This is a genomic window from Streptomyces sp. NPDC057682 (assembly GCF_042799575.1).
In the GTDB taxonomy this organism is placed as follows: Bacteria; Actinomycetota; Actinomycetes; order Streptomycetales; family Streptomycetaceae; genus Streptomyces.
The window spans coordinates 29,609-52,955 of the sequence record NZ_JBHVIN010000024.1; the positions used below are offsets into that span (position 1 = coordinate 29,609).

At 73.7% G+C, this 23,347-nt stretch carries 22 protein-coding genes; 17 read left to right on the forward strand and 5 right to left on the reverse strand.

Annotation, left to right across the window (positions count from 1 at the left end):
• Positions 1-94 precede the first annotated feature (94 nt).
• The 5 genes from pnuC to ACFVDM_RS34140 are packed head-to-tail and all read left to right on the forward strand — an operon-like array spanning position 95 to position 4,363.
• Positions 95-754, forward strand: a complete 660-nt coding sequence (pnuC, locus tag ACFVDM_RS34120; protein ID WP_383649794.1) for a nicotinamide riboside transporter PnuC — start codon at positions 95-97, stop codon at positions 752-754.
• The gene (locus ACFVDM_RS34125) at positions 751-1,830 is read left to right on the forward strand and encodes an AAA family ATPase (protein ID WP_383649798.1); all 1,080 of its coding nucleotides are present in this window, start codon (positions 751-753) and stop codon (positions 1,828-1,830) included. The genes pnuC and ACFVDM_RS34125 overlap by 4 nt, the downstream gene beginning before the upstream one ends.
• On the forward strand, positions 1,827-2,561 hold the full coding sequence (locus ACFVDM_RS34130; protein WP_383649803.1) for an NUDIX domain-containing protein: 735 nt from the start codon (positions 1,827-1,829) through the stop codon (positions 2,559-2,561). Before ACFVDM_RS34125 ends, ACFVDM_RS34130 begins: the two co-directional genes overlap by 4 nt.
• Positions 2,558-3,580: an ADP-ribosylglycohydrolase family protein gene (locus ACFVDM_RS34135; protein ID WP_383649805.1), complete on the forward strand. Its 1,023-nt coding sequence runs from the start codon at positions 2,558-2,560 to the stop codon at positions 3,578-3,580. Before ACFVDM_RS34130 ends, ACFVDM_RS34135 begins: the two co-directional genes overlap by 4 nt.
• 3 nt (positions 3,581-3,583) lie before the next feature.
• Entirely contained in the window at positions 3,584-4,363 is a 780-nt protein-coding gene (locus tag ACFVDM_RS34140) for a DNA polymerase beta superfamily protein (protein WP_383649808.1), read from the forward strand.
• Here the strand turns inward: ACFVDM_RS34140 and ACFVDM_RS34145 are convergent.
• Complete coding sequence (locus tag ACFVDM_RS34145; protein WP_383649810.1) at positions 4,360-5,076, reverse strand: DNA polymerase beta superfamily protein; 717 nt, start codon at positions 5,074-5,076, stop codon at positions 4,360-4,362. The genes ACFVDM_RS34140 and ACFVDM_RS34145 overlap by 4 nt on opposite strands.
• Before the next feature lie 129 nt (positions 5,077-5,205).
• Here ACFVDM_RS34145 and aroH point away from each other — a divergent pair, with 129 nt between their 5' ends.
• The 5 genes from aroH (at position 5,206) to der (ending at position 9,697) form a co-directional block, all read left to right on the forward strand.
• Complete coding sequence (gene aroH, locus ACFVDM_RS34150) at positions 5,206-5,568, forward strand: chorismate mutase (RefSeq protein ID WP_383649812.1); 363 nt, start codon at positions 5,206-5,208, stop codon at positions 5,566-5,568.
• Positions 5,565-6,650, forward strand: coding sequence for a prephenate dehydrogenase (locus tag ACFVDM_RS34155; RefSeq protein WP_383649814.1), 1,086 nt, complete (start codon positions 5,565-5,567; stop codon positions 6,648-6,650). The genes aroH and ACFVDM_RS34155 overlap by 4 nt, the downstream gene beginning before the upstream one ends.
• A 137-nt stretch (positions 6,651-6,787) precedes the next feature.
• A complete protein-coding gene (gene cmk / locus ACFVDM_RS34160) occupies positions 6,788-7,504 on the forward strand; it encodes a (d)CMP kinase (RefSeq protein ID WP_383649816.1) in 717 nt (238 codons plus the stop codon).
• Complete coding sequence (locus ACFVDM_RS34165; RefSeq protein WP_383649819.1) at positions 7,501-8,163, forward strand: lysophospholipid acyltransferase family protein; 663 nt, start codon at positions 7,501-7,503, stop codon at positions 8,161-8,163. Before cmk ends, ACFVDM_RS34165 begins: the two co-directional genes overlap by 4 nt.
• A gap of 64 nt (positions 8,164-8,227) precedes the next feature.
• Positions 8,228-9,697 (forward strand): ribosome biogenesis GTPase Der, encoded by a 1,470-nt coding sequence (gene der, locus ACFVDM_RS34170; RefSeq protein ID WP_383649823.1) that lies wholly within the window; start codon positions 8,228-8,230, stop codon positions 9,695-9,697.
• 83 nt (positions 9,698-9,780) lie between these two features.
• Here the strand turns inward: der and ACFVDM_RS34175 are convergent, their stop codons facing one another.
• Both ACFVDM_RS34175 and ACFVDM_RS34180 read right to left on the reverse strand, forming a co-directional pair.
• A complete protein-coding gene (locus ACFVDM_RS34175) occupies positions 9,781-10,113 on the reverse strand; it encodes a hypothetical protein (protein WP_383649825.1) in 333 nt (110 codons plus the stop codon).
• A 128-nt stretch (positions 10,114-10,241) separates the two neighbouring features.
• A complete protein-coding gene (locus ACFVDM_RS34180) occupies positions 10,242-11,021 on the reverse strand; it encodes a hypothetical protein (protein ID WP_383649828.1) in 780 nt (259 codons plus the stop codon).
• 618 nt (positions 11,022-11,639) lie between these two features.
• On the opposite strand from ACFVDM_RS34180, the gene ACFVDM_RS34185 reads away from it, so the two are divergent.
• Entirely contained in the window at positions 11,640-11,855 is a 216-nt protein-coding gene (locus tag ACFVDM_RS34185; RefSeq protein ID WP_383649831.1) for an I78 family peptidase inhibitor, read from the forward strand.
• A gap of 63 nt (positions 11,856-11,918) precedes the next feature.
• Here the strand turns inward: ACFVDM_RS34185 and ACFVDM_RS34190 are convergent, their stop codons facing one another.
• Positions 11,919-12,956 carry a phosphatase PAP2 family protein gene (locus ACFVDM_RS34190; RefSeq protein WP_383649834.1) on the reverse strand — a complete coding sequence of 346 codons (1,038 nt, stop codon included), beginning with the start codon at positions 12,954-12,956 and terminating at the stop codon, positions 11,919-11,921.
• Positions 12,957-13,498: 542 nt separating this feature from the next.
• Between ACFVDM_RS34190 and ACFVDM_RS34195 the strand changes: the two genes are divergently transcribed.
• Positions 13,499-15,238 (forward strand): MFS transporter, encoded by a 1,740-nt coding sequence (locus ACFVDM_RS34195; protein ID WP_383649840.1) that lies wholly within the window; start codon positions 13,499-13,501, stop codon positions 15,236-15,238.
• A gap of 121 nt (positions 15,239-15,359) precedes the next feature.
• Positions 15,360-16,571, forward strand: a complete 1,212-nt coding sequence (locus ACFVDM_RS34200) for an acyl-CoA dehydrogenase family protein (protein ID WP_383649844.1) — start codon at positions 15,360-15,362, stop codon at positions 16,569-16,571.
• Between the two features lie 9 nt (positions 16,572-16,580).
• Here the strand turns inward: ACFVDM_RS34200 and ACFVDM_RS34205 are convergent, their stop codons facing one another.
• Positions 16,581-17,033 carry a cell division protein SepF gene (locus ACFVDM_RS34205; protein WP_383649848.1) on the reverse strand — a complete coding sequence of 151 codons (453 nt, stop codon included), beginning with the start codon at positions 17,031-17,033 and terminating at the stop codon, positions 16,581-16,583.
• Between the two features lie 248 nt (positions 17,034-17,281).
• Here ACFVDM_RS34205 and ACFVDM_RS34210 point away from each other — a divergent pair, with 248 nt between their 5' ends.
• The 4 genes from ACFVDM_RS34210 (at position 17,282) to ACFVDM_RS34225 (ending at position 23,346) form a co-directional block, all read left to right on the forward strand.
• On the forward strand, positions 17,282-18,577 hold the full coding sequence (locus ACFVDM_RS34210) for a DUF5685 family protein (RefSeq protein ID WP_383649852.1): 1,296 nt from the start codon (positions 17,282-17,284) through the stop codon (positions 18,575-18,577).
• A 583-nt stretch (positions 18,578-19,160) separates the two neighbouring features.
• Positions 19,161-21,200: an FAD/NAD(P)-binding protein gene (locus tag ACFVDM_RS34215; protein WP_383649856.1), complete on the forward strand. Its 2,040-nt coding sequence runs from the start codon at positions 19,161-19,163 to the stop codon at positions 21,198-21,200.
• Positions 21,201-21,298: 98 nt separating this feature from the next.
• Positions 21,299-22,303, forward strand: coding sequence for an LLM class flavin-dependent oxidoreductase (locus ACFVDM_RS34220; RefSeq protein ID WP_383649862.1), 1,005 nt, complete (start codon positions 21,299-21,301; stop codon positions 22,301-22,303).
• Positions 22,300-23,346 (forward strand): LLM class flavin-dependent oxidoreductase, encoded by a 1,047-nt coding sequence (locus ACFVDM_RS34225; RefSeq protein ID WP_383649866.1) that lies wholly within the window; start codon positions 22,300-22,302, stop codon positions 23,344-23,346. The genes ACFVDM_RS34220 and ACFVDM_RS34225 overlap by 4 nt, the downstream gene beginning before the upstream one ends.
• Position 23,347 lies beyond the last annotated feature (1 nt).

A 23,347-nucleotide genomic window follows, 5' to 3' on the forward strand; every position in this document is an offset into this window, starting at 1 on the left:
CCGTACGGCGAGATTCCCGTACGAGAACCGGCCGCGGGCCTTTTGCCGCCCCCGATCCTTCTTTATAGTCAGTATGACTATTAAGGAGGCGGGCGTGAGTCTCGCGGATGTACTCGATCCCCTGCGGCAACCCCTGGTGACGGTCCTGGACACCCCGGTCAGCTGGACCGAGGTCCTGGGCTTCGGCAGCGGAGCGCTCTGCGTCTGGCTCGTGGCCCGCCAGCACCTCGCCAACTGGCCCATCGGCATCGCCAACAACGTCTTCTTCATCCTGCTGTTCACCCAGTCCGGGCTGTACGCGGACGCGGGTCTCCAGATCGTCTTCATCGCCCTTGCCGCGTACGGCTGGTGGACCTGGACCCACGGGGGTGGACCAGGGACCGGCGCCCTTCCGGTGCGGCGGACCACCCGCACCGAATGGGCCTGGCTGCTCGCGGCAGGGGCGGTGGGGACCCTCGCGCTGACCGTTCTCCTCGACCGGGCGACCGACTCGACCGTGCCCTTCTGGGACGCCCTGACCACCGCGCTCTCGCTCACGGCGACCTACGGGCAGTGCCGCAAGCTCCTGGAGTCCTGGTGGCTGTGGATCGCCGCCGACGTGGTCTACATCCCGCTGTACGCGTACAAGGAGCTGTACCTGACCTCGCTGCTGTACGCCGGATTCCTGACGCTGTGCCTGATCGGCCTGCGCTCCTGGGCGCGCGACCCGGGCCCCGCCGCCCCCCGCCACGAGACCGCGGGAGCCGCCGCGTGAAGCGCTACGCCCACGGACTGGTGCTCGGGAAGTTCTACCCGCCGCACGCCGGCCACCACCACCTCGTCCGCACCGCCCGGGACCGCTGCGAGCGGCTGACCGTGCTGGTCTGCGCCGCCTCGGTGGAATCCGTACCGCTCGCGGACCGGGTCGCCTGGATGCGGGAGGTCCACCCGGACGTGACCGTGGTCGGCGCCATGGACGACACCCGGATGGATCTCCACGACCCGGCGATATGGGACGCCCACATGGCCGTCTTCACCGGAGCCGTGCCCGAACGGGTCGACGCCGTCTTCACCTCGGAGTCGTACGGGGACGAACTGGCCCGCCGCTTCGGCGCCGAATCCGTCTGCGTCGACCCCGGCCGCACGGTCTTCCCGGTCTCCGGCACCGCCGTCCGCGCCGATCCGGCCGGCTGCTGGGACTTCCTCGAACCGCCCGTCCGCGCCGCCCTCGCCCGCCGCGTCGTCGTCCTCGGCGCCGAGTCCACCGGCACCACCACCCTCGCCCGCGACCTCGCCGGGCACTACCGCGGGCGCGGCGGGATCTGGGCGCACACCGGCTATGTCGCGGAGTACGGACGCACGTTCAGCGAGCGGAAGCTCGCCGCGCTGCGCGAGCGGTGGCCCGGGGCCCAGTGGGAGGACGTCTCCTTCACCACCCACGACTTCCCGCTCATCGCCGAGACCCAGAACGCCCACGAGGACGCCGCCGCCCGCACCGGCTCCCCGCTGCTCGTCTGCGACACCGACTCCTTCGCCACGACCGTCTGGCACGAACGGTACGTCGGCGGGCGCAACCCCCTCGTCGAGCGGATCGCCGACCGGGTCGGCCACCACCTCTGGCTCCTCACCGACCACCGGGGCGTCGCCTTCGAGGACGACGGACTGCGCGACGGCGAGGAGCTGCGCCCCTGGATGACCCAGCGCTTCCGGGCCGAACTGACCCGCACCGGACGCCCGTTCACCGAGATCACCGGCAGCCGCGAGGACCGCCTCGCCGCGGCCGTCGAGGCGGTCGACGCGCTCCTCGCGCGGGGCTGGGACTTCGCCGCGCCCCTCCCGGAGCGCCGATGAGCGCCACCGCCCCGCCGGGCTACGACCCGCACGCCTTCGAACCGTTCGCCGTCACCGTCGACCTGGCCGTCTTCACGGTCCGCGAGACCCGGCTGCACGTCCTCCTCGTCGAACGCGGCGAGGACCCGTACAAGGGCCACTGGGCGCTGCCCGGCGGCTTCGTACGGCCCAGGGAGTCCGCCGAGGACGCGGCCCGCAGGGAGCTGGCCGAGGAGACCGGACTCACCGAGGACACCGTCTCGGCCCTCCACCTGGAGCAACTGCGCACCTACAGCGACCCGGACCGCGACCCCCGGATGCGGGTCGTCTCCGTCGCCTATGCCGCCCTCGTCCCCGACCTGCCCGAGCCGCGCGGCGGCGGCGACGCCGCCAGCGCCCGCTGGTGGGACGCCGGACGGCTCGGCCCCCTCGCCTTCGACCACGACCGGATCCTTGCCGACGCCCGCGCCCGGATCGGCGCAAAACTCGAATACACCTGTCTGGCCACCGCGTTCTGTCCGCCCGAATTCACCCTGGGAGAGCTCCAGCAGGTGTACGAGACGGTCTGGGACGTCGAGCTGGACCGGCCCAACTTCCGGCGCAAGGTCCTCGCCACGCCCGGCTTCGTCCAGGCCGTGGAGGGACCGCCGCGCCGCACCGGCGGACGGGGCAAACCGGCCGCCCTCCACCGGGCGGGCGCCGCCACCGCGCTGCACCCCCCACTGCTGCGACCGGAAGGAAGAAGCACGTGATCGTGACCAGGACCCTCACCAAACAGGCCGCCACCGGCGCGCTCACCGGGCTCGCGCTCGGCGACGCACTCGGCTTCCCGACCGAGTTCAACAACGTCCCCTCGATCCTCGCCAAGTGCGGCCCGTGGCGCCAGATGCGGCTGCCGAAGCCGGCGTACGTCACCGACGACACCCAGATGACCCTGGCGCTGGCCCGGGGCATCCGGACCGCGACCGACCGCGGACTGCTCACCCCGCTGCGGCTGGTGCGCCCGGTGCGCGACGAGTTCGTCGACTGGTACCACTCGCCCGACAACAACCGCGCCCCCGGCCGCACCTGCATGACCGCCTGCCGGCTCCTGGACAGCGACCGCCTCTGGCAAGAGGCCAGCCAGACCGGCTCCAAGGGCTGCGGCGCCAATATGCGCGTCGCACCCGTCGGCCTCGTCCCCGGCCTCAGCGAGGAGCAGCGGGCCGGCGCCGCCCAGCTCCAGGCCGCCCTCACCCACGGACACCCCACCGCCCTCGCCGCCTCCGACCTCACGGCCCGCGCGGTGTACCTGCTGGCGCAGGGCGCGGAACCGATGGGGCTGGTCGGCCAGTTGCGCAGCTACGCGTACGAGAACGGCCACCGCTACCTCACCCGCTGGCTCGGCGACCTCTGGCGCTACGCGGGGGACTCCTCGCCCGAGCAGTACATCCAGCGCGGCTGGGACGAATGCCTCGCCGCCCTCGCCCGGGTCCAGGACGCCCTGCGCCACCCGTCCCCGGAGACCGACCCCTGCGAGGCCACCGGCGACGGCTGGACCGCCGAGGACGCCCTCGCCACCGCCCTGCACTGCTTCCTCCTCTTCCCCGACGAACCCGTCACCGCCCTGCGCCGCGCCGCCTGCACCCGGGGCGACTCGGACTCGCTCGGCTGCCTGACCGGGGCCTTCGCCGGAGCCCACCTCGGCTCGGCGGCCTGGCCCAAGGAATGGTCCGAGCGCATCGAGTACCGGAGCGACCTGCTGTCCCTGGGAGCCCTCTGGGACGCTTGAGCCATGCATACGGACACCGCACTCCTCCGGGACGCCGGGCTGCCGGTCACCGACCTCGGCCCGGTCGTCGCAGCCGAGACCCACCCGCTGCTGTTCGCCACGGTCTCCGGGGCGCATCTGTACGGGTTCCCCTCCCGGGACTCGGACGTGGACCTTCGGGGGGTCCACGTCCTGCCCGCCGAGGACCTGCTGGGGCTGCGCGCGCCGGAGGAGACCCGTTCGCGGATGTGGGACAGCGACGGGGTGGAGATGGACCTCGTCACCCACGACCTGCGCAAGTTCGTCCGGCTGATGCTGAAGCCGAACGGCTACGTCCTGGAACAGCTGCTCTCGCCGCTGGTCGTGCACACCACCGCGGCCCACGCGGAACTGGTGGCACTCGCCCCGGACGTCCTCACCCGCCACCACGCCCACCACTACCGCGGGTTCGCGAACACCCAGTGGCGGCTCTTCGAGCGCACCGGGCTGCTGAAACCGCTCCTCTACACCTTCCGGGCCCTGCTCACCGGAATCCACCTGATGCGCGCGGGCGAGGTGCTGGCCCATCTGCCCACGCTGCTCGACCGGGTGCCCGCCCCCGGCTACCTCCCCGGCCTGATCGAGGCCAAGACCGCCGCCGAGTACGGCGGGGCGGACGGGGTGGACCGCGAGGCGGCCGCGCGGGACGTGACGGCTCTGCACGCGGTCCTGGAGACGGCACGGGAGGAGACGAGGCTCCCGGACGCCCCAGGCGCCTTCGACGCGCTCCACGAGCTGGTGGTGCGCGTCCGGCTCGGGGCCTAAGCGGTCTCCCGCCGTTCGGAGCCGGCCAACGCCGAGGCGCGGCGGGCGCGGACCAGGAAGTCCTCGACGCGGGCGCGGTCGGGAGCGGCGGGGAGCGGTGAGCGGGGGGCCGCCTCGTCGTTCTCCGCGGCCAGCCGGTTCATCCGCCGCTCCACCTCCTCCCAGGTCACCTCACCGCGCTTGACCGCCAGCAGGGACTCCCGCTCCGCGCCCACGCCGATGACCAGCTCCCCGGTGCGCAGCAGGTCCCGGGCGGACGCCAGGAGGCGCAGCAGATGCATGGCGTGCTTCCAGCGCGGCGCCCCGTACCGCCGCACATCCGCCTCCAGCTTGCGACGCTGCCCGGTCGCGTACCGCGCGAAGGTCTCGTGCACCCGCCGGGACAGGAACGCCCCGCGCAGCGACAGCAGCTCCCGGCCCGTCGCGTCGATCCGCTCCACCAACGGCGAGTGCAGGCACTCCAGCACATTCGGATTGGCCCGCAGCGCCAGGGAACAGAACCGTTCCAGCTCCCAGGAGAACTGCTCCTCGGCCGGACCCTCGACATGCGTCGGCGGCTTGTCGAACCGCCAGTACAGCGCGGTCGGGGCCAGGAACACCCCGCGCCGGTCGGTGTCGCTGTCCTCCGTGGCCAGCCCGAAGGCCCGCGAGCCCATCACACAGGAGTAGACCGTGTGGTCGCGCACCAGCGCCTCGTCCTCGGGGGTGATCATGCGGGGGAGCGTACGGGAAACCCCGCACCCGGGGGCGTCTCACGGACAGAGCGGCCCCGGCGGCCGGCTCCCCGCCCCTCTAGGCTGAACCCGGCACATACGGGGCGAGGCACAGGCGAGGAGTACGACGTGGCGGTACGAGCGGTCCGGGGAGCCGTCCAGCTGGACCGGGACGAGGCGGGGCACATGGGCGAGCGGGTCGGCGCGCTGCTGACCGAGGTCCTGGAGCGCAACAGCCTGGTCCCGGACGACCTCATCAGCATCTGGTTCACGGCGACGCCCGATCTCCACAGCGACTTCCCGGCCGCGGCCGCCCGGAGCCTGGGCATCGTCGACGTCCCGCTGATCTGCGCCCAGGAGCTGGACATCGAAGGCGCCATGCCCCGGGTGGTCCGGATCCTCGCCCATGTGGAGACCTATCTCGCCAAGTCGGAGATCGCCCACGTCTACCTCGGCGCCACCGCCGCCCTGCGCAAGGACATCGCCCAGTGAGAACCGCCGTCGTCATCGGAACCGGCCTCGTCGGCACCTCCGCCGCCCTCGCCCTCGCGGGCCGGGGCATCACGGTCCACCTCGTCGACCACGACCCCGAGTCCGCCCGCACGGCCGCCGCGCTCGGCGCCGGTACGGACGATCCGCCCGAGGGCCGGGTCGACCTCGCCGTGGTCGCGGTGCCCCCGGCCCACACCGCGACCGTCCTGGCCGCGGCCATGAACGACGGGGTCGCCCGCGGCTACCTCGACGTGGCCAGCGTCAAGGGCGGACCCCGCCGCGAACTGGAGGCGCTCGGCGTCGACCTCGCCCCGTACATCGGCACGCACCCCATGGCGGGCAAGGAGCGCTCCGGCCCGCTCGCGGCCACCGCCGACCTGTTCGAGGGCCGCCCCTGGGTGCTCACGCCCACCCGGGACACCGACACCGAGGTGCTCAACCTCGCCCTGGAGCTGGTCGCGCTCTGCCGGGCCGTCCCCGTCGTCATGGACGCCGACGCCCACGACCGCGCCGTCGCCCTGGTCTCCCACACCCCGCAGCTCATCTCGTCCATGGTCGCGGCCCGGCTGGAGGACGCCGACGAGACCGCGGTGCGCCTGTGCGGCCAGGGCATCCGCGACGTGACCCGGATCGCCGCCTCCGACCCCCGGATGTGGGTGGAGATCCTCTCCGCCAACCCCGGACCCGTCGCCGACGTCCTCGCCGGGGTCGCCGCCGACCTCGGCGAGACCGTCACCGCGCTGCGCGCCCTCCAGTCCGCCGACGAGGCGAAGCGCCGCGAGGGCACCGAAGGCATCCAGGACGTCCTGCGGCGCGGCAACGCCGGCCGGGTCCGGGTGCCCGGCAAGCACGGCGCCGCCCCGTCCTCGTACGAGATCGTGGCCGTCCTCATCAGCGACCGGCCGGGCGAGCTGGCCGCGATCTTCGCGGACGCCGGCCGCTCCGGGATCAACATCGAGGACGTGCGGATCGAGCACGCCACCGGCCAGCAGGCCGGACTGGTCCAGCTCATGGTCGAACCGAGCGCCGCCCCGTCCCTCGCCGCGGCCCTGCGCGAGCGCGGCTGGTCGATCCGTCCGTAGGGAGCATCCGGCCCGCCCCCGGGGGCACCGGTCCGGACGGTTGTCCACAGGGGTGGTCGGGCCCGCCCCGGCACTCGGTAACCTGGTGCGGGGCGGGTTTCACGCGTCCCGTCCCGCCCGCCCCGTGTACCAGGAAGGTGTCCACCACCGTGGAAACCGCAAGCGCCGCCGTCCGGACCGCCCCGGCCGCCGTGATCGTCGCCATCGACGGCCCCTCCGGCACCGGCAAGTCCAGCACGTCCAAGGCCGTCGCCGCCCAGCTCGGCCTGAGCTACCTGGACACCGGTGCCCAGTACCGGGCGATCACCTGGTGGATGCTGAACAACGGGATCGACGTGCACGACCCGGTCGAGGTGGCCACCGCGGCCGGCAAGCCGGTCATCGTCTCCGGCACGGACCCGGCCGGTCCGACCATCACGGTCGACGGCGAGGACGCCTCCGCCCCCATCCGCACCCAGGAGGTCACCTCCAAGGTCAGCGCGGTCAGCGCCGTCCCCGAGGTCCGCGCCCGGATCACCGAGCTGCAGCGCTCCATCGCGGCCGGCGCGGAGAAGGGCATCGTCGTCGAGGGCCGCGATATCGGCACCACCGTGCTGCCCGACGCCGACATCAAGATCTTCCTCACCGCGTCCGCGGAGGCCCGCGCCGCCCGCCGCAGCGGCGAGGTCAAGGGCTCCGACCTGGCCGCCACCAAGGAGGCGCTGATCAAGCGGGACGCGGCGGACTCCGGCCGCAAGACCTCCCCGCTCGCCAAGGCGGGCGACGCCGTCGAGGTCGACACCACCGAGCTGACCCTCCAGCAGGTCATCGAGTGCGTCGTCACCCTCGTCGGGGAGACGCGGGCCGCCAAGTGACACCCGTCACGGCCGTGCCCTCGCCGCGCGGAGCGGCGGTCGGACGCGGCATCGGGATCGGCCTGATGTACGGGCTCTTCCGGCCCCGTGTCCTCGGCGCCTGGCGCGTTCCGGCCTCCGGACCCGTCATACTCGCGGTGAACCACTCGCACAACATCGACGGGCCGATGCTGATGGGCACCGCGCCCCGGCCCGTCCACTTCCTGATCAAGAAAGAGGCGTTCGTCGGCCCGCTCGACCCGTTCCTGCGCGGAATCGGTCAGCTCGACGTGGACCGCACGACCGCCGACCGCACCGCCGTCACCCGGGCCCTCGGGGTGCTGGAGGGCGGCGGGGTGCTCGGGATATTCCCCGAGGGCACCCGGGGCGACGGAGACTTCGCCTCGCTGCGCGCCGGACTGGCCTACTTCGCGGTACGCAGCGGGGCGCCGATCGTCCCCGTGGCCGTCCTGGGAAGCACCGAGCGCCGCGGACGGTTGATATCGGCACTGCCGCCGCTGCGCAGCCGCGTCGACATCGTCTTCGGAGCACCCTTCGAAGCCGGTGACGGGAGCGGACGGCGCACGCGCAGGGCGCTGGACGAGGCCACGCTGCGCATCCAGGCCCGGCTGACCGGCCACCTGGAGCACGCCGGACGCCTCACCGGGCGTACCGGGTAAGACATGAGTAGTGGACGGCGCGCTGCGCGGTCCATCGATGATGATGCAAAGAGGAACGGACTTCATGAACGACCAGATTCACTCCGGCGGCTCGGACCACGAGCACGGAGCGCTTGGCGATGCCGAGTACGCGGAGTTCATGGAGCTCGCCGCGCAGGAGGGGTTCGACCCCGAGGACGTCGAGGGTGCCATCGGCGAGGCCGGTCACGGCCCGCTGCCCGTGCTCGCGGTCGTCGGCCGCCCGAACGTCGGCAAGTCGACCCTGGTGAACCGGATCATCGGCCGTCGCGAGGCCGTCGTCCAGGACAAGCCGGGCGTCACCCGCGACCGCGTCAGCTACGAGGCCGAGTGGGCGGGCCGCCGCTTCAAGGTCGTCGACACCGGCGGCTGGGAGCAGGACGTGCTGGGCCTGGACGCCTCCGTGGCCGCCCAGGCGGAGTACGCCATCGAGACGGCCGACGCCGTCGTCTTCGTCGTCGACTCGACCGTCGGCGCCACCGACACCGACGAGGCCGTCGTCAAGCTGCTGCGCCGGGCCGGCAAGCCCGTCGTGCTCTGCGCCAACAAGGTCGACGGGCAGAGCGGCGAGGCGGACGCCACCGCGCTCTGGTCGCTCGGCCTCGGCGAACCGCACCCGGTCTCCTCGCTGCACGGCCGCGGCACCGGCGACCTGCTCGACGCCGTCCTGGAAGCGCTGCCCGAGGCGCCCGCGCAGTCCTTCGGCAGCGCCCCCGGCGGCCCGCGCCGCATCGCGCTGATCGGCCGCCCCAACGTCGGCAAGTCCTCGCTGCTGAACAAGGTGGCCAACGAGGAGCGCGTCGTCGTCAACGAGCTGGCCGGCACCACCCGTGACCCGGTCGACGAGCTGATCCAGCTCGGCGGCATCACCTGGAAGTTCATCGACACGGCCGGCATCCGCCGCCGCGTCCACCTCCAGGAGGGCGCGGACTACTACGCCTCGCTGCGTACGGCCGCCGCCGTGGAGAAGGCGGAGGTCGCCGTCGTCCTGATCGACGCCAGCGAGTCGATCAGCGTCCAGGACCAGCGCATCGTCACCATGGCCGTGGAGGCCGGGCGCGCCGTCGTCCTCGCCTTCAACAAGTGGGACACCCTCGACGAGGAGCGCCGCTACTACCTGGAGCGCGAGATCGAGACGGAGCTGGGTCAGGTCGCCTGGGCCCCCCGGGTCAATGTCTCGGCGCTCACCGGCCGGCACATGGAGAAGCTGGTCCCGGCGATCGAGACGGCCCTGGAGGGCTGGGAGACCCGGGTCCCCACGGGCCGGCTGAACGCCTTCCTCGGCGAGATCGTCGCCTCCCACCCGCACCCGGTGCGCGGCGGCAAGCAGCCCCGCATCCTCTTCGGCACCCAGGCGGGCACCAAGCCGCCGCGCTTCGTCCTCTTCGCCTCCGGCTTCCTGGAGCACGGCTACCGCCGCTTCGTGGAGCGCAGGCTGCGCGAGGAGTTCGGCTTCGAGGGCACCCCGATCCACATCTCGGTGCGGGTCCGCGAGAAGCGCGGCCGCAACAAGTAACCCCGTACGGGGACACGACGGAGCCCCTGGCCCACTCGTCCGGCGAGTGGGCCAGGGGCTCCGTCGTGCGGGGGCGGCCCGCGTCAGGCGTCCCCGGAGCCGGGCGGCAGGGCCGCCGGCGGCCTGCCGCGGCCCGCGTGCCGGCCGACCCGCTGCCAGGAGCCCAGGGAGCCCGCACGGCTGCCCGTGGAGGCGCCGGGGCCGCTCATGCCGCCCCCGGGGCCCGAGGCGGCCGCGGGGACGCCCAGCGGAGCGCGGGTGGCGAAGAAGCCGGCGCCGAAGGCCGGCATCGCCAGACTCTCCTCGCCGCTCCGGTCACCCGGCAGCGCCCGGAACGACCGGCGGTACTCGGAGTACAGCGCGTCGTAGATCGGGGTCTGGGACGGGCCGCCCGAGGGGTCCCGCGCGGGGCGCATCGCGGGGATCGGGCTCGGACGCTGGTGAGAGGGGTCGTATGCGTGCACGTATGTGCCAACGACCCCGCCCTCCGTGGGATGCGGCCGAACGGGAGAAAGACGCGAGTGCTCCGCTCGTGCCGTCATGATCAGGTCCCGGCCAGCGGCATCGCGGCGGCGACCAGCAGCCCGCTCGCGGTGGCCTTCTCCAGGGCGTCGCGCAGCAGGTCCTCGCGCGGCTGCTGGCCGATGGAGCCGGCGGGCGCCGCGTACACGAGCACGGTCTGCGACTTGTTGGCGGCGGTCCGCCAGCCCTCGGTGACCTGGAGGGGCGCGTGCGCCTGCCACCAGGCGACCGGGGCGCCACCGCCCGTGCCGGGCTGGAGCACCGCGTGCAGCTGCCCCATGGCCAGCAGGATCGACCAGCCGTGCAGCACCTCGGGGACCTGCTCCATCCGGTGCACCGGGCGGAAACCCTGCTCCAGCAGGAGCGGCAGGAACTCGTCGCCGCCGCCTCCGCCGGTCCCCGGCCGGGCGATCGGCCCGGTCGGCTCGACCACCAACGCGGGGTGCAGCTCGTCGTCGATCAGGACGAGGCCGCTGGTGATGCCGAGCACCGCCTGCTCGGGCGCCCGGTCGAGGTCCTCCGGCTCGCTCCCGGTGATGCTGCGCACGGCCCCCTGCAACTGTTCCTCGGCGACCTGGACGACCTGGGAGGGAATGCAGGTCGCATGGGCGAACGCGAGGACGGCGGTCTCCTCGCCGACGAAGAGCACCGTGCTGGTGCGCTCCTGTTCGGAATCGCCGGGGGTCCGGCAGGAGGTGCAGTCGTAGCTGCCGGGGGCGTTGTCGCCGATGAGCAGCCGGTCGGCTTCGGCATCGCCGATCTCGGCGCGTACGTCCTCGCTGACGTCGAGCATGCGCGGCACGGGTGGCTCCTCGAACTCGGTACGTGCGCCGGGCGGTTCCCGGCTCATGAAGGAGACAACGGGCGATCCGCCGCCGGGGTCACGCGGGAAGGCGAACAGAATCGAACCGGGGCCCGCGACGAGGGGGCCGGGGCCCGTGCGGACGGGGCCGGGGGAGCCGTCCGGGGACACCGGCCGCGTCCGTCGGCGGGGGCCCGGCGCGGGGACGGAATGCGGAGGATCCGGATGTCCGGTATACGGGCGGAAGCGGGCCGAAGGGGCGGGGCGGTCGGATGGTGTGGATATCACCTCCTCCGGATAAGGCTGCGATAAGGATGAGTGAATTCCCGGTGGTGTGTTCATTTACGGGTGGTCATTGCCGGGGGAAACGGGTGTCAACCGGTGGTGATTATTCCGCTTGTTTCCGTCCCCCATTCGGGCCGGTGTGATGATCCTTTCAGAGACTGTGTGATTACTGTGCGTCCGTCGCAGAATCGCACGTTCGGTCGGGGGGTTATGGGGCGAACGTGTGTAGTGATCTTGTGACACAAGTGTGACCGGCGCGGGGCATGCGGATGCCCTGCGACCGGGTGACGCCCCCGCTTCCGCCGCCGTCCCGGGCCGCCTACGGTGAGGGGTATGGCACCCGTACCGAACCCTCCGGCCCGGCCCGACGACCCGCCGGGCGCGTATGTCGGCCTCACCTCCGAGGCCGCCGAGCGGCGCGCCCGGGAGCGCGGCTGGGCCACCGTCAGAGCGCTGCCCCCGGGCACCGTGATCACCATGGAGTTCCAGTCCGGCCGGATCAACTTCGAGGTCGACGCGGGTGTCGTCCGGCGCTGCTGGACCGGCTGAGCCCGCCGCGCCCGGACGCACCGAAGCCCCCGACCGGAGTCGGGGGCTTCGGTGCGCGCGGGTTCAGCCGCCGGCCACCGGCCGCGGGGCCGCGCCGCCGCGCGGTGCGCGGTCCGTGTGCGGCGCCGGGCGGCGGCTGCCGGAGAGCGGGACGGGGGGCCGCTCGGAGCGGGCCGGGTGGCCCTGGTGCCCGGACGGCCCGGACAGGGCGCGTGGACGGCCTCCCGCGGCCGTGACCACCGCCGGGGGGTGCCCGCTCCCGGTGGTCTCGCGGGCGGCGCTCTGCGGGGCGCCCTCGCCGACGGCCGGCAGGGCCGCGGGCGCGGGGCGGGGGGTGCCGGCGGCGACGGGCGCCGGGGCCGGGGTCCGGCCGCGGGCGGACAGCCACTCGCGGGCGGCGAAGATCCAGTTCTCGGCCCGGGTGATCAGCGGTTCGACCCAGGGCAGGCCCAGCAGGATCAGCAGCCCCGCGGCCCAGCCGAGGAGCACGTCGCTGAGCCAGTGCGTACCGAGATAGACCGTCGTGAGGCCGACGCCCAGGGAGACCAGTGCGGACATGGCCGACAGATAGCGCCTGGCCCGCGGGGTGGCGGCCAGGTAGGCGAGGATGCCCCAGGTCACGACGGCGTTCGCGGTGTGACCCGAGGGAAATATATCGCCGCCGGCGAAGAGCTCCGCCGATCCGATCCGGGTCGCGTAGTGCGGGCCGAGCCGGCCGAGGCCGATCTTGACCGCTCCCACCGACAGGTTGAGCAGCAGCAGCGACGCGCCGAGCGTCAGCAGCGGCCGCAGCGTGTGCTGGCGCCAGGAGCGCCAGCCGAGCCAGCAGGCGACCATGACGGCCGTCGGTCCGCGCTGGCCGAGGACGACGTAGTAGTCGAGGAAGGCGTGGATGCCGGGCCACTGCTGGTACGGCCGGAAGAGCATGACCTTCCAGTCCAGGGCCACCAGCCAGGACGACATGAGCACGGCAATGACGATGGCCACGTAGAAGGCCAACGTCCCGCCGAAGAGAGCGATGCGGTGACGGCTCATCCGCGGTGTCTCTATCTTCGGCGGCTCCGGCTCCCGGTCCAGGCGGGCAAAGATGTCGGTACGCACCCAATCGACGTTACAGCGAGTGAGTGGGTGACCCGGTCGATCCGGGCGCTTTGTGATGACGATGTGATGTGGCCCGCGTCTCGTACGGGCCTGTTTTCCCCGGCCGCCCCGGATTTCCCGATCTCTTTTTCCGTATTCCGCCGGAGGTCTTTCCATAAAAGCATTCGGTGATGGACGGAAAAAAATACCGGGGCGTATTCCGGCCGTATCCGGGGGTCGGCCGAGCTGAACGGACGGTGGCGGTCCGGTTACCGGAAGGCCTCGCCCGAAGGGCGCCGAGGCGTCCGGACGGCCCCGGATCCGGCCGCCCTGACCGGTCCGCGCAGGTCGCGCACAGGGAGGGAGAGGGGGGCGGCCGAACCGCCCGCCGTGGCGTACGCCACACTCGACGGCGCCGGGGGCTATGAGATCGGCCACGTGTGGCCCTGCCGAACTCGCGTACGCTGCGGATCACTCGCCCGTCGATGCCGGGTCCGGGGGACAGCGGTACCGCGTCCCCGGGGTGCCCGCCGAGTGCGAGGGACTTCTTGGGAGGTAGCTGCATGTCAGGAACGACCACGGCCCGCATCCGTCTGCGCGAGGCCGCCGGCGGCGCCAACCGCTGGGTCGTCCTGGTCGTGCTCTGCCTCAGCCTGCTGCTCGTGGCGCTCGACGCGACCGTGCTGCACGTCGCCGTCCCGGCCGTCACCGAGGACCTGCGCCCCGGCGCCGAGGCCCTGCTGTGGATCGTGGACGCCTATCCGCTGGTCTGCGCCTCGCTGCTGATCCTCTTCGGCACGCTCGGTGACCGGGTGGGCAGACGGCGCGTCCTGCTGCTCGGCTACGCCCTCTTCGGGATCGCCTCGGCCGTCGCGGCCCTGGCCGGCAGCGCCGGGGTGCTCATCGCCGCCCGTGCGCTGCTCGGCGTCGGCGGCGCGATGATCATGCCCGCCACCCTGTCGATCCTGCGGCAGGTCTTCCCCGACCGGCGGGAACGGGCCGTGGCCATCGGCGTGTGGAGCGCCGTCGCCGCCGTGGGCGCCGCCACCGGACCGGTCATCGGCGGCTTCCTCGTCGAGCACTTCTGGTGGGGCTCGGTCTTCCTGATCAACATCCCGCTGATGGCCCTGATGCTGCCGGTCGGCCGGCTGCTCCTGCCGGAGTCCCGGGGCGCCCACGACGGACCCTGGGACGTCCTTGGCGCGCTGATGGCCGCCGCCGGGGTCCTCGGCGTGGTCCTCGGGGTCAAACGGGCCGGCGGCGGCGAGGGGCTGCTCGCCCCGGCCACCGTCCTGCCACTGCTGGCCGGGGCCGGGCTGCTGGCCGCCTTCGTCCGCCGGCAGAAGCGGCGCACGCATCCGCTGGTCGACATCGGCATGTTCGCCCGGCCCGCCTTCTCCACCGCGGTCGGCTGCATCGTCCTCGCCATGCTGGCCCTGGTCGGCCTGGAGCTGATAGCCGTCCAGTACCTCCAGCTCGTCCTCGGCCTGAGCCCGCTGGAGACCGGGCTGCGGCTGCTCCCGCTCACCTTCGCCGCCATCGCGGCCGGCGCCACCGGTTCGTACACCCTGCGCCGGGTCGGCCCGCGCCGGATGGTCGGGGCCGGTTTCGTGCTGACGGCCGCCGCGGTGCTCACGCTGACCGCGATGGGCACGCACGACCGGCCCGCGCTGCTGACCGCCGCCTTCGTGGTGCTCGGCTTCGGCCTCCAGTCCACGCTGTTCGGCGCCTACGAGTCGATGCTCAGCGACGCGCCCGCCGACCGGGCGGGCGGCGCCGCCGCGATCGGCGAGACCTCCTACCAGCTGGGCGCCGGCATGGGCATCGCGCTGCTCGGCAGCGTCATGAACGCGGCCTACGCCCCCGGCCTCGCCCGGCTCCCCGACGAGGGCGTCCCGGCCTCCGCCGGCGCGGCCGCCGCACACTCCCTCGGCGAGGCCTACCAGGAGGCCGCCCGGCTCGGCGGCCCGCTCGGCACCCTGCTGCGCACCACCGCCCGGGACGCCTTCGTCTCGGGACTGCACCTCACCCTGCTGGTCAGCGCCGGTCTGCTGCTGCTCGGGGCGCTCGCCGCACTCCGGCTGCCCCGCCTGATGGAGTGCCCGTCGCCGCACCGCGAACCCGTCCGCACCGGGGCCGGCCGGACGATGCCCGCGCCCCGCCCCGCGACGGGGAGCGCCGCACCCGGCGCCGTCCCCGCCCCCGGCGAGCAGCCGGCCCAGGAGCGGCCCGAGGTGCTGCTCCGTCTCCCCGCGCGCCGCCGTCCGGCCGAGGCCACGGGCTCTGGACGCACGGCGCACTGAGCCGTAACGTCGGCACGTCGCCCAATTAACACTGCTAGTTTTCGACGCGCCGACCCGGGCCGTCCACCGGCCCCGGTCGCCATCGACCCCGTACCGTGCGAGCCGCCGGAGGCACCCCCTCATGTCCACCGTCCCGTCCGCCAAGCTCCCGCCCTTCGACCCCCGCGACCCGATCGGCATCGACGATCTGCTGGGCGCCGAGGACCTCGCGATCCGCGACACCGTCCGGTCCTGGGCCACCGACCGGGTCCTGCCGCACATCGCCGAGTGGTACGAGAACGGCGAACTGCCCGGCATCCGCGAACTGGCCCGCGAACTCGGCTCGCTCGGGGCGCTGGGCATGTCCCTGGAGGGCTACGGCTGCGCGGGCGCCACCGCCGTCCAGTACGGACTGGCCTGCCTGGAGCTGGAGGCCGCCGACTCGGGCATCCGCTCGCTCGTCTCCGTCCAGGGCTCCCTCGCGATGTACGCGATCCACCGCTTCGGCTCCGAGGAACAGAAGCAGCGGTGGCTGCCCGGCATGGCGGCCGGCGAGACCATCGGCTGCTTCGGCCTCACCGAACCGGACCACGGCTCCGACCCCGCGGGCATGCGGACCTTCGCCGAGCGGGACGGCGAGGACTGGGTGCTCGACGGCCGCAAGATGTGGATCACCAACGGTTCCGTCGCCGGGGTCGCCGTCGTCTGGGCACAGACGGACCGGGACGGCGGGGCCGCCGGCATCCGCGGCTTCCTGGTCCCCACCGACGCCCCCGGCTTCTCCGCACCGGAGATCAGGCACAAGTGGTCGCTGCGCGCCTCGGTCACCAGTGAGCTGATCCTGGACGGGGTGCGGCTGCCCGCCGACGCGGTGCTGCCCGGCGCCACCGGGCTGCGCGGCCCGCTCAGCTGTCTCAGCCACGCCCGCTACGGCATCGTCTGGGGGGCCATGGGCGCGGCCAGGTCGGCGTTCGAGACGGCCGTCGACTACGCGAGGACGCGTGAGCAGTTCGGGAAGCCGATCGGCGGCTTCCAGCTCACCCAGGCCAAGCTCGCCGACATGGCCGTCGAACTGCACAAGGGCATCCTGCTCGCCCACCACCTCGGCCGCCGGATGGACGCGGGCAGGCTCCGCCCCGAGCAGGTCAGTTTCGGGAAGCTGAACAACGTGCGGGAGGCCATCGAGATCTGCCGCACCGCGCGCACGGTCCTCGGCGCGAACGGGATCTCCCTGGAGTACCCGGTGATGCGGCATGCGACGAATCTGGAATCGGTGCTCACCTACGAGGGAACCGTGGAGATGCACCAGCTGGTGCTGGGCAAGGCGCTCACCGGTCTGGACGCTTTCCGGTGAGCACCCTGCTCAGCTCTGGTTGAAGAAGCCGTCGGCCGGCCGGCCGACGGCTTCGCCGCTGACGACGTGGGTGTCGGCGGGGCTCAGCAGGAAGACCCGGGTGGCCACGCGGTCGATCGAGCCGCGCAGCCCGAAGATCAGGCCCGCGGCGAAGTCCACCACGCGCTTGGCGTCGGCCGCGTCCATGGACGTGAGGTTCATGATCACCGGGACGCCGTCCCGGAACAGCTCACCGATGCTCCGGGCGTCCCGGAAGCTGTCGGGGGTCACGGTGGCGATGCGGCGGCCCGTCTCCTCGGCCGTCTCGGTGGCCACCCGCACCCGCGGGTCGGTCACCCAGGCCTGGGCCGGGCCGGTCGTCCCGGTCCGCGCGCCCTCGACGTACTCCTCGTCGTCGTAGTACCGCTCGTCGTTGTCCTCCACGAGGCCCAGCCAGGCACTCGCCTTGCGCACCGATCCCATGGACGCCTCCTCTCACCGCGGTTCCTTGGTGTTCCGCATGTCCTTCGTATCCCTATGGTCGTCCATGATGCGGATCGTGCGCCAAGGGGATAGGCGGCGCGCAGGGCATTCGTGACGGTACTGGTGCAGAACATGTGGTGATTCGTCAAGGTACGTCCCGCATACGGCCCCTGGACATAGGAAAATATGCTCCTCCGGTCCGTACGGGTGACATGGGGGACGTACGGGTGAACGGATCACTCGATACGATGCACGTCGCGCAGGCGGCCGAGCGCCGCGCACAACTGAACGACTCCCGGGGGATGGTCGTGTTCGGAATCGTCAGGCCCTGTGCCCACCGCCTGTCGGAGGGGCTGAAGACCGAGTGGATGGCCCATCTCTGCGGGCTCTGTCTGGCACTTCGCTCCGACCACGGACAGTTCGCCCGCATCGTCACGAACTATGACGGTCTGATCGTCTCGGTCCTGACGGAGGCTCAGACCGAACGCACCCCCGCGCAGCGCCGCACCGCGGGCCCCTGCCCGCTCCGCGCGATGCGGACCGCGCCCGTCGCACGCGGCGAGGGCGCCCGGCTCGCCGCCGCCGTCTCCCTCGTGCTGGCCTCCGCCAAGGTGCGCGACCACGTCGCCGACCGGGACGGCCTGTTGGCGCGCCGCCCGGTGGCCGCCGCCGCCCGCCGGGTGGCCGCGGGCTGGGACCGGGCCGGAGCCCGCGCCGGAGCCAGGCTCGGCTTCGACACCGCCGTCCTCGTGGACGCCGTCGACCGGCAGACCGGCATCGAGCTGCTCGCCGGCCCCGGCACCCCGGTGCTCACGGTCACCGAACCCACCGAGACCGCCACCGCGGCGGCCTTCGCCCACACCGCGATCCTCGCCGGCCGGCCCCGGAACGCCGGACCCCTGGCCGAGGCGGGCCGGCTCTTCGGTCGCCTCGCCCATCTCCTGGACGCCGTCGAGGACCAGGAGGCGGACGCCGCGTCCGGGGCGTGGAACCCGCTCACCGCCACCGGCACCTCGCGCGCCGAGGCCCGCAGGCTCTGCGACGACGCGCTGCACGGCATACGGCTGGCGCTGCGCGACACCGAGTTCACCGACGGCCGGCTCGCCCATGTGCTGCTCGCCCACGAACTGCGCCGCTCCGTCGACCGGGCCTTCGCCACGGACAGCTGCTCGCACCGGGAGGGCGGACTGCTCACGGCGTCCGGCGGCCCGTCAGAAACCGGTCCCACGGGCGCGTTCGGCCCGCCGCCCGGCAATCCGTACGCCCCGGCGGGACCCGGTGCGCCCTTCGGCCCGCCGCAGCCGCCGCCCGAGCCCCCGCGCGACCGGCGCGGGCTGATCATGGGCTGCCTGGTCTGGGCGGGGCTCGCCTGCACCTGCCAGATGTGCTGCGGCACCTTCGAGGACCCCTGGAGCCACCAGCGGCGCGAAGGACTGTGCAGCCAGTGCGACTGCGACTGCGGAAGCTGCTGCGAGGCATGCGACTGCTGCAGCAACTGTGGCGACTGCTGCGACGGCTGTGACTGCTGCGACTGCAGCTGCTGAGGCCGCTGAGGCCGCTGAGGCCGCGTCATCTTCGGGAAGCGCCGTACGCAGGCTTCGGGAACCGGCGTACGTACGGCCGTGGTCCCGTCCGGCGGACGGGACCGGTGAGGGGAGGGTGGTGCGGAAGCTGTGTGTCCGGGGGCGCGCAGGGAAAGGGGCTCAGGCGCCGGTCACGGCGCGAGCGGGAAGCGGAGAAGCAGAGGGCGCGCTCAACAGGAACAGGACCACACGCGACCGAAGTCGATGTGGGAGCGCCTGACCAGCCACTGCTGCGCATACATGGCACCAGTGGACCAGGCATCCGGGTGAACCGTCAACTGCCCCCGGGTGCACGGCTCACAGTGTGGACGGGCTTGACAGCGCCCCGCGCACCGGGATTGTCTCGGAGTACCGGACCGGGCTGAGGGGCCCGTCCGGATGCCGTACCGGAAGCTGTTCTCCGTGCCGGGGGCGCGCGCCGTGCTCGATCGCCGCATCCACGGAGCCTCCGCATGCCCGCGCAGCCCTGCCTTCGTCCGCCGATGCCTTCCGCACCGGTTCCCCCCGCCCCCGGTCCGCACCGCCGCACCCGCGCGGGTGCCCGGTGACGCCCGCCGCGTCCCTCGTCGTCGTCGGCGCGGGACCCCGCGGCACCGGCCTCGTCGAACGCCTCGCCGCCAACGCCCCCGCCCTGTGGGACGACCGCCCGCTCGACCTCCACCTCGTCGACCCCTACCCGCCGGGCGGCGGCCGGATCTGGCGTGACGGCCAGTCACCCCTGCTGTGGATGAACTCCATGGCCGAGGACGTCACCATGTTCACCGACGAGACCGTCCGCATGGAGGGCCCCGTCCGGCCCGGCCCCGCCCTCGACGCCTGGGCCGCCGGAGCCGGATCCGTCACCGACGACCCCCGGCTCCGCGCCGAGATCGAGGGCCTGCGCGGACAGGACTTCCCCAGCCGGCGGCTGCAGGGCACCTATCTGCGCTGGGTGTACGCGCGGGCGATCGCCGCGCTGCCGCCCTCCGTCACCGTCCACGAGCACCGCCGCCGCGCCCTTCGCGTCACCGGGCCCCGAGACGGCCGCCAGCGCGTCCACCTGGAGGACGGCCCGCCGCTCGACGCCGACCTCGTCGTCCTCACCCTCGGTCATCTGGACGGCGAACCGGACGCCGAACAGCGCCGGCTCGCCCGCTTCGCCCGCCGCCACGGCCTCGTCCACCTGCCGCCCGACTTCACCGCCGACACCGATCTCGACGTCCTGCCCGCGGGCGAGCCCGTCATCGTGCGCGGTTTCGGACTCGCCTTCATCGACCTGATGGTGCTGCTCACCGAGGGCCGGGGCGGCCGGTACGAGAACGGGGCGTACGTGCCCTCCGGCCGGGAGCCCGTCCTGTACGTCGGATCGCGGCGCGGCGTCCCGTACCACTCCAAGATCGGTTACGGCTGGCAGGGCGAGCGGCCCGCACTGCCGCGCTTCTTCGGGCCCGAGCGGACCGCCGAACTCCTCGGGCGGGGACGCCCGCTCGACTTCCGCCGCGACCTCTGGCCCCATATCGACAAGGAGCTGGGCCACGCCCACTACCACCGGCTCTTCACCGCCCACCCCGGGCGCACCGCCTCCGACCGGGCCTCCTTCGAGGAGAAGTACGCGGCCGCCGCACCGGGCAGCGCCGAGCTGAGGGAGCTGATAGCCGCCGCCGTCCCCGACCCCGCCGACCGGCTCGACCTGGACGCGCTCGACCGCCCGCTGGAGGGCGTGCGGTACGACTCCGCCGAGGCCCTCCAGGAGGCGACGCGCGCCTACATCGCCGCCGATCTCGCCCGCCGGCACGATCCGGAACACAGTGAAGACCTCGCGGTCTTCCTCGGACTCCTCTCCGTATACGGCCAGTTGGCCGGGATCGGGGACATCGGCGACCACTGGCACGGCTTCTTCAGCTATCTCGCCTCCGGCCCGCCCGGCCCCCGGCTGCGCCAGCTCCTCGCCCTGTCCGAGGCAGGGATCGTCCGCTTCCTCGGTGCCGGCACGACGGTCGAGACCGACGAGGAGAAGGGCCTCTTCCGCGCCCTCGGCACCACCGTCCCGGGGGAGCGGACCGAGGCCCGCGCCCTCGTCGAGGCCCGGCTCCCGGACCCCTCGACCCGGCACACCCGTTCCGCCCTGCTCCGTGCGCTGTACGAGGACGGGGCCGCGGCCACCGCCTCCGGGCTGCTCGCGGTCGACCCGGGCGACGGCCGGATCCTCGGCCGCGACGGAACCCGTCACCCCCGCCGCTTCGCGCTCGGGCCCCACACCTCGGCCCGCACCAGCGGTGCCTTCACCCGACCACGCACCGGAGGCGTGACGTTCGCCCAGAACGACGCCACCGCGCGCGCCGCGCTGGAGTCCCTGCTGCGGATCACGGCGGCCGGGGACACCCGGCTCGGGCCCCATCGGGACGGTTCCCACCCCGGGGCCGTGCCCGAATCCGTCGACGCCCCCGAATCCGTCGCCGAATCCGTCGCCGCCTCCGAAGCAGCTCCCGGTCCCGGTCCCGTTCTCGGTCCCGAATCCGTTTCCGAAGCAGCCCTCGCCTCCGGGCCCGTCTCCGCTCCCGTTCCCGCCCTCGAACCCGCCCCCGATCCGCCGGACCGGTCCTGACCCTCCCGTGGGGGTCCTGCCGACGGGCGTCGTACGGCCGGGTGCCGTAGCGGCCCGTCGGGGCGCGGACCCCGTACCGACCTTCGAAAGAGCCCGTCATGTCTCCCTTCCGACCGCTCCATCTGGCCGCCGAGATCGGTGGCCCGCCCCGGTACGACCCGGCCCACTACACGGGCCTCGCCCGTCTCGCCGAGCGCGGGGCCCTGGACTTCGTCACGCTCGGGGACTCCTTCGCCCGGCCCGGCCCCGACGCTCCGGCGGTGCTCTCGCGCGTCGCGCCCGCCACCCGCAGGGTCGGGCTCGTGCCGAGGATCGCCACCACCCACACCGACCCGTTCGCCGTGGCCTCCGCCGTGGCCACGCTGGACTGGGTCAGCCGGGGCCGGGCGGGCTGGTGCGTGGACGTCTCGACGACCGAGGCCGAGGCCCGGCTGTTCGGCCGCCGCGCCGCGCCCGCCGCAGGACTGTGGAGCGCGGCCGCCGCATTCGCCGGGGCGGGGGAGCGGTTGTGGGACGGCTGGACGGAGGGGGTGCGGGAGACGGACGGCGCTCCCCGGCAGCGGGCGGCCGCCCCGCCGCCGCCCCCGCAGGGCCGCCCCGTGACCGTCGTGGACGGCACGGCGGAACCGGCCAGGGAGGTCGCGGCCCGCCACGCCGACGTGGTCCTGGTCCGGGCCACCACCCCGGAGCGGACCGCCGAGATCGGCGACGACGTGCGCCGCCGCGCCGCGGACCACGGACGCGACCCCGGTGAGCTGCGGATCCTCGCCGCGCTCACCGTCGACCTCGGGGACGCCGAGGCGCCCCCGGAACCCGGACTGGCGAGCGGGCCGCCGCTCGCGGGGCACGGCACGTACTACCGGGGCGGCCCGGTCGACCTCGCCGACCTCATCACCCGGTGGCACCGGGCCGGGGCCGTCGACGGATTCCACCTCACTCCGATCACCCCCGCACGCGACCTCGAACGGATCGTCAACGGGACCGTGGCCCTGCTCCAGCACCGCAGCCTCTTCCGCACCTTCCACCCCGGCGGCACCCTGCGCGAGCACCTGGGGCTGGGCCGCCCGGCCGGCCGGCGCAGCCGGGCGGGGGAACGAGTATGACGACCGCCTCGGAACAGATGTGTCTCGCCGTGCACTTCCCGGATGCGAACGGTGGAACGGACCGGCGGGGCCCCGGTGCGCCGGACCGGAACGAGTTCTCCGCGCTCGAACGCCTCGCGCGTACGGCCGAACGCGGGTTGTTCGACTTCCTCCTCCTTCCCGGGACGTCCCGGCCGCCGGCGTACGCGGGAGCACGGGGCCCGGGGAGCGGGACCGGCTACCCCGACCCCCTCACCGCGCTGGGCGCGCTCGCGGCCGTCACCGACCGGATCGGCCTGGCCGCCACCGCGGGCACCGCGCCGGGGGAGCCGTACCTCCTGGCCCGCAGGCTCGCCACGCTCGACCACCTCAGCGCGGGCCGCGCCGGATGGCACGCCGCCGGGGAGCCCGGGGGCGGTGACCAGGAGGACGCGCGCGCCGAGGAGTTCCTCACCGCCGTCCGGACCCTGTGGGACTCCTGGGCCCCCGACGGCACCCCGCGCCCCTTCGCCCACCGGGGCCGGCACTTCGTCTCGGAGGGAGAGTTCACCGTCCCGCGCTGCCCGCAGGGGCGCCCGGTGGTCATCCGGACCGGGGACGCGCCGAGGGACCGCGCCGCCGCCGCGGCCTCGGCCGATGTCCTCGTCGTCCCGCTCGGCACCCCCGCCCGGGGCCGGGCGCTGCGCGCGGACCTGGACGGGCGGCTGGCCGCGCACGGGCGGCGCCCGGACGAACTGAAGATCCTGCCGGGCATCGGGGTGGTGCTGGGGGACAGCGACGCCGAGGCGCGGCGGCGGGCGGCGGGGATCCGGCCGCAGCGCTCGACGGACCGCCAGCCGTTCGTCGGCAGCCCCCGGACGGTGGCGGCCGGGCTGGCGGAGTACGTCGCGGAGGGGGCCGCCGACGGATTCCTCCTCGTCCCCCGGCTCACCCCGGGCGGGCTCGGCGCGTTCGTCGACCGGGTGGTCCCGCTCCTCCAGGAACAGGGGGTGTTCCGCACCGCGTACACCGGCTCCACGCTGCGGTCGCACCTCGGACTCGACGAGCCGGTGTGGAAGGGTTGAT